The organism is Streptomyces fructofermentans (assembly GCF_014651055.1).
Lineage (GTDB): Bacteria > Actinomycetota > Actinomycetes > Streptomycetales > Streptomycetaceae > Streptomyces > Streptomyces fructofermentans.
In genome coordinates, this window is sequence record NZ_BMWD01000004.1 from 333,496 (window position 1) to 345,302 (window position 11,807).

General features: G+C 72.4%; 9 protein-coding genes. 3 read left to right on the forward strand and 6 right to left on the reverse strand.

Annotated features, from left to right (window positions below; all coding sequences use genetic code 11):
* The first annotated feature begins 95 nt into the window (after positions 1–95).
* Positions 96–1,139, forward strand: a complete 1,044-nt coding sequence (locus IE265_RS08365; protein ID WP_190034736.1) for a lytic polysaccharide monooxygenase auxiliary activity family 9 protein — start codon at positions 96–98, stop codon at positions 1,137–1,139.
* Positions 1,140–1,190: 51 nt separating this feature from the next.
* On the opposite strand, the gene IE265_RS08370 is transcribed toward IE265_RS08365, so the two are convergent.
* Positions 1,191–2,051 (reverse strand): esterase/lipase family protein, encoded by an 861-nt coding sequence (locus tag IE265_RS08370; RefSeq protein ID WP_190034737.1) that lies wholly within the window; start codon positions 2,049–2,051, stop codon positions 1,191–1,193.
* A gap of 171 nt (positions 2,052–2,222) precedes the next feature.
* Positions 2,223–2,669 carry a MarR family winged helix-turn-helix transcriptional regulator gene (locus tag IE265_RS08375; protein ID WP_190034738.1) on the reverse strand — a complete coding sequence of 149 codons (447 nt, stop codon included), beginning with the start codon at positions 2,667–2,669 and terminating at the stop codon, positions 2,223–2,225.
* 89 nt (positions 2,670–2,758) lie between these two features.
* On the opposite strand from IE265_RS08375, the gene IE265_RS08380 reads away from it, so the two are divergent.
* Positions 2,759–3,133, forward strand: a complete 375-nt coding sequence (locus IE265_RS08380) for a cupin domain-containing protein (RefSeq protein WP_190034823.1) — start codon at positions 2,759–2,761, stop codon at positions 3,131–3,133.
* Positions 3,134–3,263: 130 nt separating this feature from the next.
* Here IE265_RS08380 and IE265_RS08385 read toward each other — a convergent pair whose 3' ends face one another.
* From IE265_RS08385 to IE265_RS08400, 4 genes are all read right to left on the reverse strand, one after another.
* Entirely contained in the window at positions 3,264–4,238 is a 975-nt protein-coding gene (locus IE265_RS08385) for a DNA polymerase Y family protein (RefSeq protein WP_190034739.1), read from the reverse strand.
* Positions 4,235–7,927 (reverse strand): DNA polymerase III subunit alpha, encoded by a 3,693-nt coding sequence (locus IE265_RS08390; RefSeq protein WP_190034740.1) that lies wholly within the window; start codon positions 7,925–7,927, stop codon positions 4,235–4,237. Before IE265_RS08390 ends, IE265_RS08385 begins: the two co-directional genes overlap by 4 nt.
* Positions 7,928–8,461: 534 nt before the next feature.
* Complete coding sequence (locus IE265_RS08395; RefSeq protein ID WP_190034741.1) at positions 8,462–9,544, reverse strand: S1 family peptidase; 1,083 nt, start codon at positions 9,542–9,544, stop codon at positions 8,462–8,464.
* A gap of 285 nt (positions 9,545–9,829) precedes the next feature.
* Positions 9,830–10,834 (reverse strand): slipin family protein, encoded by a 1,005-nt coding sequence (locus IE265_RS08400; RefSeq protein ID WP_190034824.1) that lies wholly within the window; start codon positions 10,832–10,834, stop codon positions 9,830–9,832.
* 89 nt (positions 10,835–10,923) lie between these two features.
* Here IE265_RS08400 and IE265_RS08405 point away from each other — a divergent pair, with 89 nt between their 5' ends.
* Positions 10,924–11,805: an alpha/beta fold hydrolase gene (locus tag IE265_RS08405; RefSeq protein WP_190034742.1), complete on the forward strand. Its 882-nt coding sequence runs from the start codon at positions 10,924–10,926 to the stop codon at positions 11,803–11,805.
* Positions 11,806–11,807 lie beyond the last annotated feature (2 nt).

An 11,807-nucleotide genomic window follows, 5' to 3' on the forward strand; every position in this document is an offset into this window, starting at 1 on the left:
GCTCCGAGCAGGCGATTCGGCGGTTTCGAGGGGCTAGCTTGCTGATCGCCGCAAGGCTCACAGGCACCCCCAGTTCCGCTTCGAGGAGTACCCCCATGCCCGCTCGCCGCAAGGCCGCCGCCCTCGCCACCGCAGTCGCCGCCGGTGCGGCGCCGCTCGTCCTGACCGTGCTCGCCGCCGCCCCGGCGGCCGCCCACGGATCGATGACCGACCCGGTGAGCCGGGTGGCGGGCTGCTTCGCGGAGGGGCCGGAGAACCCGAGGTCCGCCGCGTGCAAGGCCGCGGTCGCGGCCGGCGGCACGCAGGCCCTGTACGACTGGAACGGCGTCAACATCGCCGACGCGGCGGGCAGGTCGAAGCAGATCATCCCCGACGGCAAGCTGTGCAGCGCGGGCAACGACAAGTTCAAGGGCCTCGACCTGGCCCGTGCCGACTGGCCTGCCGGCCGGCTGGCCTCCGGCAAGCACACGTTCCGGTACAAGGGGACCGCCCCGCACAAGGGCTCGTTCGAGCTGTACGTCACCAAGGACGGCTACGACCCGACGAAGCCGCTGGCGTGGTCGGACCTGGAGGCCAAGCCGTTCCTGAAGGTCACCGACCCGCGACTGGTGAACGGGGAGTACGTCTTCGACGGGGTCGTCCCGGCCAAGTCGGGCCGCCACCTGATCTATTCGATCTGGCAGCGCTCGGACTCCCCCGAGGCCTTCTACACGTGCTCCGACGTCGTGTTCGGCGCGGGCGGCGGGACGGCCGGGGCCTCGGCGGCGCCGACCGCCTCGGCGCCGACCGACGAGGAGATCTCGGACGGCGCCGACGAGTCGTCCGTGGAGCACGGCGGCCACGGCGACGACGACCCGAGCACCCAGGCCACGGTCACGGCCGCCGCGGGCACCGCGGACGGGGGCGGGTCCTCCGACGGGGCGACGGACGACACCTCGCCCGACACAGGCACCGCGACAGGCAAGGACACGGGGACGGCCGCCGAGCCCGCGGGCGGCACGGAGAACCTGGCCGAGACCGGCGGCTCCCCGACCACCGGGTATCTCGCGATGGGCGGGGCGGCCACCCTGGCGGTCGGCTCCGCGGCGCTGTTCGCCTCGGCCCGCCGCCGTGCGGCGAACGCAGGCCGCACCCGCTAGCGGATCCGGTCGGACCGGCACGGGCCGGTCCGACCGGGGTGCTCCCGTCCGTCAGCCGATGACCGAGAGACAGGTGGTCGGGGTGGCGCGCGCCGGGTCAAGGGCGTTCGTCACCTCGTGGAAGGCGATCCGGTCGATCAGCCCGATCGCGGCGTGCTCGGAGAGGTCGAGGGCGCACCGGTCCTGGATCAGCACGTTGTGTACGTTCGGGCCGTCCAGGAACTGCGACCTGTACGGCGTGACCACCTCGTCGTACCGGGTGGCGATGACCGTGTAGCGGACTCCCGGGACGGTGTCGCCTCCCTCGTTGAGCCTGGTCAGGAAGGCGGAGCCGGCCACCTGGTCGGCCAGGGCCGGGGTGGCCGTGGAGAGCAGGTCGCCCGCGCCGGGGAAGTACGCGAGCAGCTTGGTGAGTCCGTGCAGGGTGGTGCCGTGGTTGTCGGGGGCGATTCCGACGAGGGCGTTCACCTTGGCCGCACCACCGAGGAACTTCAGGTAGTGACGGGGCATCAGGCCGCCCTGGGAGTGGCCGACGAGGTCGACCTCGGCCGCGCCGGTCGCGGCGAGCACCCTGTCGACGAAGGTCTTCAGCTGCTCCGCCGACTTGCCGATGGGGCCGAGGCCGTTGAAGAACGGCACGCCGGGCAGCTGCCCGTAGTCGAGGGCGTAGACGCAGTAGTCGCGGTTGACCAGGTAGGGGCCGAGGCCGAGCCAGTTGTCGACGGAGTTGGCGAAGGTGCCGTGGACGAGCACCACGGGCCTGGGGTGGGCGGCGGAGGGCTTGCAGGAGTAGTCGTTCCATCCCCTGCTGGGCGCGGATCCGGCGTGGGCGGTGGCGGCGGGGACGACGGAGACTGCGGCGGTCAGCAGCAGCGCGGCCAGGGGTCTGAGCAGGCGCTTCCAGGGCAGCATCGGGTGATCTCCTTGCGGCTCAAGGGAGTTGCGACGGCGTACGCCCTGTGATCCGGATCACGAGGATGCTGTTCTCTTGTCAAATTACGGGCAAGTAGTAAAAGAGTGAAGTTACGCGTCAGTAAAAACTTCCAGTGCTAACCGGGAGTGCTTACTCGTGTCGTGGAACCGTCACCAGGCGGGCCTGATGGGACCGTAGGGCGCGATCCGCAGCAAACCGTCGCGCAACGCCCGCACTTCACCCTCACCCAGCAGTTCGGCCCACGCCGCGACGGCTTCCGCGGCGGACTCCTCGGCTGCCCGCGTGCAGTCCCGGCCGCGCTCGGTCAGCACGATCAGCCGGGCCCGCGCGTCGTCGGGGTGCGGCCGCCGTTCGGCGTACCCCCTGCGGACGATCTCGTCGACGAGCTGACTCGCGCCCTGCTTCGTCATGCCCAGGTGGGCGCCCAGCTCGGTGACGGTCGCGCCGCCCGGCGCGAGCCGGGCGAACGCGAAGCCGTGCGCCGGCCGCAACCCCTCGAAGCCGCGGGCGACGACGCCCTCATGGATGCGCTGCGTGAGTTCACCCGCGGCGGCGAGCAGCGCGGCGGACAGGGCCATGGCCTCGGAGTTCTCCACGCATGCATTGAAACACCCTTGACGGTTCGGTCAAGCTGCTTGACCATAGAGCCATATAGTCAAGTAGCTTGACCACTTTGGAGGCAGTCGTGCCCGTCATCCGTTCGTCCGAGGCCGTCGTCCACGAGATCCACGGCGCGCGCTTCGTCTCGTACGCCTCTCCCCGCAGCGGGAGCAGGGAGCTGTGCGCCTGGCGGGGCGAGATCCCCGCGGGCACGAAGGCCCCCTCCCACACCGTCGACCGCGAGGAGGTGTTCCATCTCCTCGCGGGCGAACTGCTGATGACGCTCGACGGCCGCGCCGAACGGATCACCGCGGGCGACACGGTCGTCGTCCACGCGGGTTCGACGCTCGCCGTCGAGAACCCGGGCGGGGAGACCGCGGTCTCCTGGGTCACCACCTCCGTCGGCCTGCGGGCCGAGCTGGCCGACGGCACGGTCCTGGCACCCCCGTGGGCCAACTGAGCCGGCCGGGCCGGCCGCACCCCCGCCCCCGCCCCCACCCCCGGACCGTCACGCCTCCGGTCACGTGCCGCCCACGGCCCCACCCGTAAATCACCCACCGCCCAAGAGCCGCCGCGCAGTCGCTCGGTCGTCAGGCGGCCAGCGTCCCCGGCATCACCGCCCGCGGACCGAACTTCGCCCGGACCCGGTCCGCCACCTCCTCGATACGTCGGGCCTTCTCGTCCACCGGGTCGAAGGTCAGCTGGTAGGAGGCCTGTTCGGCGGGGTCGAGCCCCTCGGCCCGCAGCGCGAGGCCGCGGACCCGGGCCCGTTGGAGACCGAGCGCCTCGTACATGCGGTACGCGGCGTCGGTGAGCGCCGAGGAGTGCGCGGTCGGCTCGGGAAGCGTACGGCTGCGGGTCGTCGTGGAACGGTCGGCGTAGCGGACGGTGAGGGTGAGCGTGCGGCACACCTTCTCCAGGGCGCGCAGTCTGGCGCCGAGTTCCTCGGCGGCGGAGAGCAGCGCCCTGCGGTGCCGGGACGGGTCCAACTCGTCGCGCGAGAAGGGGTGTTCGGTGGCGAGCGACCGGGAGACGGCGTTCGGCACGACCCGGCTCCGGTCGATGCCCCGCGCCATCTCGTGCAGGTCGCGGCCCGTACGGGCCCCGGTCAGGCGCTGCAGTGTGGACAGGGGCGCGGCGGCGACCTTGCCCGCGCTGTCCAGTCCGTACTCGCACAGGGTGCGCGCCGTGGCGGCACCGACGCCGGGCAGCGCCCGCACGGGCTGCTCCTCCAGGAACTCCATGAGGTCCGGGAGCCGCCCGGGCACGACGAGGGTGGTTCCGGGGGCGGCCTGCCGCAGCGCCATGCGCGCGAACATCGGCCCGGGTCCGGCACCGATCGCGCAGTCGACCCCGTGCCAGGCGAGCGACCGCACCCGTATCAGCGAGGCCAACTCCCCGACGTCCCGGCCGAAGTACCTTTCGGCGCCGCGCAGGTCGGCCAGCGCCCCGTCGGGGGGCAGCGCTTCGACCACGGGCGTGAACTCCTCCAGCACGCCGAGGAGTCGGGGCAGGGCCGCCTCCCGCGTCGGAGGCAGTTGGAAACGTACGCAGAGGATGGTCATCCCGCACTCCCCGGGCTCTGGTGCCACAATTTCTTTCCGCTCGCGGGCCCCTCGCCCGCCGGGCGCAGGTCCGCCCACGGATGCATTTCGTATCCCGTGGACATCCGGATTCGACGACCGCCCGTCGAATCGCCGGAATCTCCCGGACCACCGGGCTCCTGCCGGGTTCCGCCGCCCTCCCGGGCCTGGCCCCCTCCGCCCCGGACTCCGGACCCGGAGCCGGACCCGGTGTCCGCACCGGCCCCTCCGCCCGGTCCGGCCAGCCGCAGCGCGACTCCGTCCAGGCCCTCCTCGCGCCGCAGTTCCACCAGGTCGGCGAGGTTCCAGGCGGCCGCCCCCACCACGCTGAGGCTGCGCGGCCCGCGCCGCTGCACCACACCGCGCACCAGCAGGAGCCAGGAGTGGAAGACGGTGTGCGCGCACGCGTCGTGGGAGTCGTCGAAGAAGGCGAGGTCGACCAGGCCCGTACCGTCGTCCAGGGTCGTGAAGACGACCCGCTTGCCGGAACGGATCGGCGGTGTCTGCGTGGCCGCCTTGGCGCCGGCGACCAGGACCGTGTCGCCGTGCCGCGCCGCGCGCAGACGGCGTGCGGTGACCACGTTCAGCTCCTCCAGGAACTCCCGGTGGTCGTCCATCAGGTTGCGCGAGGCGTCCATCGAGAGCACTCCCAGCTCCGCGCTGAGGCGCTCCGCCGAGGAGAGGTCGGGCAGCCCGGCCGGCGCGGTCTTCTGCCCTCCGTTCAGCGGGAGTTGGGAACCTCCCGCACCCCGCGGCCCCCGCGCGCCCCGGTGCAGCTCCGTCAGATGCAGTTGCAGATCACGGCGGTTGGCTCCGAAGGCGTCCAACGCGCCGACCTGTGCGAGGCGTTGAGCGAGCGGACGGCTCGGGCGGGCCCGCTCCCAGAAGTCGAGCAGCGAGGCGTACGGCCGACCGTCCGCGATCCGGGCGGCCTCGGCCTCGCTGATCCCGTGCACGTCGGAGAGCGCGAGCCGCACCCCCCACGTCCTGCCGGAGCCCTCCGAGTCCTCCGAGCCGGCGACCTCGTCGGGAGCCCCGGCCCCCTCCGGCCCCCCGGAGTTCGCGGCACCCCCGGAGGCTCCGGAGCCCTCGAAGTCCCCGGAGCCCGCGCCTCCCCCGGCTCCAGACACTGATCCAGGCACTGATCCAGACAGTGATTCAGACAGTGATTCAGACACCAGTTCGATAGCGTGGGCGACCGAGGACCGGTTCACGTCCAACGGCAGGATCGGGACCCCCCGTCGCCGCGCGTCCGCCAGCAGCAGCCGCTTCGGGTACATCCCCGGGTCGTGGGTGAGCAGACCGGCGTAGAAGGCGGCCGGATGGTGCGCCTTCAGCCACGCGGACTGGTAGGTCGGCACGGCGAAGGCGACCGCGTGCGCCTTGCAGAAGCCGTACGCCCCGAAGGCCTCCACGATCTCCCACGTACGGGCGATCGTCTCCGCGTCGTACCCCCGCGCGGTCGCGTGCTGCGCGAACCAGAAGCGGATCCTCCCCTGCGACTCGGGATCGGACAGCCCGCGCCGCACCCGGTCCGCCTCGCCGCGCCCGCAGCCGGTCATGATGTCGACGATGTCGATGACCTGCTCGTGGAACACCACGACCCCGTACGTGTCCCTCAGCGGTTCCTCCAGATCCGGGTGCGGGTAGCGGACCGGCGCCCGGCCGTGCCGCGCCTCGATGAACGGCCGCACCATGTCGGCCGCGACCGGCCCCGGCCGGAACAGCGAGATGTCGACGACGAGGTCGTGGAAGGTCGCGGGCTGGAGCCTGCCGATCAGGTCCCGCTGGCCCGGCGACTCGATCTGGAAGCAGCCCAGCGTCTCGGCGGACCGGATGAGCCGGTACGTCCGCGGGTCGCCCTCCTCGACGGCGTCCAGGTCGACCCTGTCCCCCGTCGCCCGCTCCACCTCGGCCACCGCGTGCGCCATCGCCGACTGCATCCGCACACCCAGCACGTCCAGCTTGAGCAGCCCGAGGTCCTCCACGTCCTCCTTGTCGAACTGCGACATGGGGAACCCCTCGCCGCTGGTCGGCACGACCGGTGTACGGGAGAGGAGCGAGGCGTCGGAGAGGAGCACCCCGCACGGGTGCATGGCGATTCCGCGCGGCAGCGCGTCGAGGGCCTCGACCAGCTCCCACAGTCGCTCGCGACCACCCATCTCCTCGGCGAGGGAGCGCAGTTCGGGAAGCTCGGCCATGGCGGCGCGCGCGTCACGGGCGCGGATGTGCGGGAAGGACTTGGCGATCCGGTCGATGTCCGCCGGGTCCATGGAGAGCGCGGCGCCGACATCGCGTACCGCATGCCGCACCCGGTACGTCTCCGGCATCGACACGGTCGCGACCCGCTCGGCGCCGAACCGGCCGATGATCGCGCGGTAGACGTCGAGGCGGCGGGCGGACTCCACGTCGATGTCGATGTCGGGCAGGACGGCACGGCGTTCCGACAGGAAGCGCTCCATCAGCAGCCCGTGCTCGACGGGGTCGGCGTGCGCGATGCCGAGGAGGTGGTTGACGAGCGAGCCCGCGCCGGAACCGCGCGCGGCGACCCGGACGCCCATCTCCCTGACGTCGTCGACGACCTGAGCGACCGTCAGGAAGTAGGAGGCGAAGTTGTGATGGGCGATGATGTCCAGCTCCCGGTGCATGCGCTCCCAGTACGCGCGCCGCGAGCCGTAGCCCCGCAGCACCATCCCCGCCGCCGCCCGCGAGGCCAGCACGCGCTGTGCGGTGCGCCGGCCGGCACCGACCAGGTGCGGCTCGGGGAAGTGCACGGAACCGATGCCGAGGTCGTCCTCCGGGTCGACGAGGCACTCGGCCGCGGTGGACTGCGTCTGTTCGAGCAGGCGGTACGCGGTGTCGCGGCGGTAGCCCGCGGCCTCGACGACGCGTTCGGCGACGCCGAGCATGGTGTCCGCGTCCTTCAGCCAGGCCTCGCCGCTGTCGAGCTCCTTGCGGGGATCGACCGGCACGAGCCGGCGGGCGGCGTCCAGGACATCGGCGACCGGGCCCGATCCCGGGTCGGCGTACCGGACGTCGTTGCCGAGCACCGGCCGCACCCGCTGCTCGGCGGCGAAGCCCACAGTACGGGCCGCGAGCCGCAGGGACCCGGGGCCGGTGCCTCCTCGCCCGTGCCAGACCGCTTCGAGGCGCAGCGCGTCCCCGTAGGCCTCCCGCCAGGGGACGAGCAGTTTCGCGGCCCGGTCGGGGCGTCCGGCGGCGAGCGCGCGGCCGACGTCGGAGGCCGCGCCGAGCAGCACGGTCAGGCCCTCCGCGTGGTTCTCGGCCCACGGCAGCAGGGGCGGGCCCTCTCCCGCATGGGATGCCGTAACGATTCTGCAGAGATCGGCCCAGCCCTTCGCGCCGTCCCGGGCGAGGAAGGTGACCCTGGGTGTCGACTCGTCGATGAAGGCGCCTCCGCGCACGGGGGCCCTGCGCCCCTCGCCCCGTACGGGCTCCCCGACCGCGAGGTCCACGCCGAACAGCGGACGCACCCCCTGCGCGGCGCAGGCCTTGGCGAAGCGGACCGCGCCCGCGAGGCTGTCGCGGTCGGTGAGCGCGAGCGCGTCCATGCCCCGCTCGGAGGCGCGCTCCGCCAGCCGCTTCGGGTGGGAGGCCCCGTATCGCAGGGAGAACCCGGAGGCGGTGTGCAGATGCGTGAAGCCCGGCACGCGCACCTCCGTCCCTCAGGGGCCCTTCACACCAGCCCTCGAACACTTGTTCCCTACTCCCCCGCCCCCACCATAGACCAATTCTCGAACTCCTGTACGACATCCGTTCAGACCCCTCCCACCTGCGCAAACACCGCGCGGCCCGGATCGCGGGGACATGACATGGGCGACCGAGGACCCCGCCCCCACCCCCGCCCGGCGGGCACGCCGCCCGCCCTCGCCCCCGTCGCCGCGCCGGGGAGGGAGCGGGCCACACGGCGGGAACCGTCGCCGCACCCCCGCCACCACCCGGGGCGTCGACCGGCCCGCCCTCGCCCCGGCCGGGCACGCCGACCGCGCCCGCCGCCACCCGGGGGCCGACCGAGGCGCCCTCCCCCTCCAGCACCTCCCCTCCGGCCACCCGGCCACCACCCGCACCCCGGCACCCCGGCACCCCGGGAGCGTCCAGTCCCCGTCCGCCGGACACGCGCGAGCCCCCGTTCCCGCCGAGTGGCGGGAACGGGGGCTCGCGATCGCCCGAGGGTGCCGGCCTCGTCAGCCGATCTCGGTCCCGGTCGCGGAGAGCGCCTCCGTGACCGGCTGGAAGAACGTTTCGCCACCCGCGGAGCAGTCACCGCTGCCGCCGGAGGTGAGCCCGATGGCGTTGCTCCCCGAGAAGAGCGAGCCGCCGCTGTCGCCGGGCTCCGCGCAGACGTCCGTCTGGACGAGTCCGTTGACGACGTCGCCGTTGCCGTAGTTCACGGTGGCGTCCAGTCCGGTGACCGTGCCGTCGTGCACCTGGGTCGTGGACCCGCTGCGGGTGACCTTCATGCCGACGGTGGCCTCGGCCGCGCCCGAGATCGCCTGCGCGGACCCGTTGTAGAGGTTGACCTCGCTCGGGTGGTCCACCTCCGCGGTGTACTTGACCAGGCCGTAGTCGTTGTCCGGGAAGCTGGAGTCGGCGTTCTCGCCGATCACGGTCCCGGACGAGTCCGACCATGTGGTGATGCCCTCGGTGCAGTGACCGGCGGTCAGGAAGAACGGCTCTCCGCCCTTGACCACGTTGAAGCCGAGCGAGCAGCGGCCGCTGCCGCCGGTGATCGCGTCACCACCGGCCACGAAGGGCTTGAACTCCCCCTTCGTGCGCTTCAGTTCGGCCGTGCCGCCGAGCCCGTCGACGACCTCGGTCAGCTCGGCCAGCTCGGCGCGGCCGACCGTGCGGTCCGCGGTGACGACGACCTTGTTGCTCGCCGGGTCGACCGCCCACGACGTGCCGGGGATGGTCGCGTCCTGCTTCAGCGTCGTGCGGGCGCCCTTCAGTTCGGCGAGCGAGTTCTCCACGACCCTCGCCCGGGCGCCGGCCGACTCCACCAGCTCGGCCGCCGCGCTGTCGAGCACGTTCACCACGAGGTGCTCGGACTTCGCGTCGTAATACGTTCCCGCCGCGTCCGAGCCGAGGTCCTCGCCGAGTGCCGAGGCGAGCTTTCCGGCCGCCGCGACCGACAGGGTCCGGGGCTCCGGGGTGGCCGACCGCTCACTCGCGTTCGCGGACTGGAAGGTGACTCCCGCGGCGACGAGCGCGGCGACGCCCGCGCCTGCCACGGCTGCCCGCCGCCTGGGTATGCGTCGGTGCTTCAACGTGTGTCCTCCTGTGGGGGGTCGGGCACGGCGGTTGTGGGGACCACCGCGACCGCAAGGTGTACTGACATCGACTCGACTCGCAATAAAAGCCGCGTCCATGCCAACGGACGACGACCACTATTCCGAGGGCGCACAGGAGCACACAAGGTCGACTTCAGGACGCGCGCACAGCAACGGGCGCACGCCGCCTTCCGGTTGGCGTGCGCCCGGGGAGCGTGATCACACCACGTCGATCCCCATTGCAAATACTACTAGTGAGTAATCAGCGACCCTCTGCGAGGTCTAGTCCTGTCCGGATTTCGACTCTCCGCTGTCCGGATCCAACGGCTCCTCGGCGGATGGAAGTTGCTCCCGCACCGATTGCTGCCACTGGGAGAGCAGGTGCTGCATCAGAGCCGCCAACTCCTGCGGCTGCCCCGGGAGGCGTCCCGGCGGCGGCTCCCCCTCCTGCCCGCCGGGCAACGGCAGCGGCATCCGCGCGGGCGGCTCCTGGGACCGCGCGGGCGGCTGCTGGGGCTGTGCGGCCGGCTGCTGGGCGCGTTCCAGGAACCGCAGCAGTTCCACCGGGAAGGGCAGTACGAGGGTGGAGTTCTTCTCGGCGGCGACCGCCACCACGGTCTGGAGCAGCCGCAGTTGGAGCGCGGCGGGCTGCTCCGACATCACTCCGGCGGCCTCGGCCAGCTTCTTCGACGCCTGCAGTTCCGCGTCCGCGTTGATGACCCGGGCCCGCCGCTCACGGTCGGCCTCGGCCTGCCGGGCCATCGAGCGCTTCATGGTCTCCGGCAGGGACACGTCCTTGATCTCCACCCGGTCGATGGAGACACCCCACTCCACGGCCGGACTGTCGATCATCAGCTCCAGGCCCTGGTTGAGCTTCTCCCGGTTGGAGAGGAGATCGTCCAACTCGCTCTTGCCGATGATCGAGCGCAGCGAGGTCTGCGCCATCTGCGAGACCGCGAACCGGTAGTCCTCGACCCGTATGATCGCGTCGGCGGCGGACACCACCTTGAAGTAGACGACGGCGTCCACCCGCACCGTGACGTTGTCCCGGGTGATCCCCTCCTGGGCGGGCACCGGCATCGTCACGATCTGCATGTTCACCTTCTGGAGCCGGTCCACGAAGGGCACGATCATGGTGAATCCGGGGCCTCGCACCCCGGATCGCAGTTTGCCGAGCCGGAGCACCACACCCCGCTCGTACTGTTTGACGACCCGGGCCGCCGCCATCGCGTACACCGCTCCGACGGACGCGAGAGCCACTCCCGCCGTCACCAGTTCCTCGACCATGACGACCCCCAGGGACCGTATCGGGCGCACAAGGTGTGTACTTCGACGGTAACTCCGGCGCGAAGGCGAAGGGGAGATGGAGGACAAGGGTGCCGAGCGGGATACGGATGCGGGACGGACGATGGCTGACGTTCGAGGAGTGGGGCGACCCGGAGGGCACGCCGGTGGTGCTGCTGCACGGCACTCCGGGCGGCCGGCAGGGCCTGGTGCCGCCGGAGGCCGCGAAGGAGCACCCCGGGGTGCGCTTCATCTCGTACGACCGTGCCGGGTACGGGGAATCGGACCGGGGGGCGGGGCGCCGGGTGGCGCAGGCCGCGCGGGACGTGGCCACGCTGACCGACGCGCTCGAGATCGGTCGGTTCGCGGTGCTCGGCCACGGGGGCGGCGGGCCGCACGCGCTGGCCTGCGCGGCGCTGCTGCCGAGCCGGGTGCGGCGGGTCGCGGTGACGGCCTCGCTCGCGCCGCCCGTCGCCGAGGGGCTCGACTGGTTCGAGGGGATGGCGGCTTCGGCCGTCGACGAGTTGTCGCGGGCGCTGACCGAACCGGTGGAGTTCGCGGACCGGCTGGCCGCCCGGGCCGCAGCGATCCGCACCGATCCCGCGCAGTACCTCGCGTCGATCCGCGACGGTCTCAGTGACGCCGACCGCCGGGTCCTCGCGACCCCTGCGGTGAGCGACATGCTGCTGCGCTCCTACCGCGAGGCGCTCGGCGGGTCCGCCTACGGCTGGCTCGACGACAGCCTCGCGCTGCTGAGCCACTGGGGCTTCGACCCGGAGCAGATCAGCCGGCCCGTGCTGCTGTGGCACGGCGCTCAGGACACCCTCTCGCCGGTGGGCCACTTCGAGTGGCTGGCCGGGCACATCCCCAGGGCCCGGCCCGTGCTCGATCCGGAGGGCGGTCACTTCTCGGCGCTGGAGGCCCTCCCGGACATCCTGGACTGGCTCCGCGCGACCCCGCGGTCCGACGCCTGACC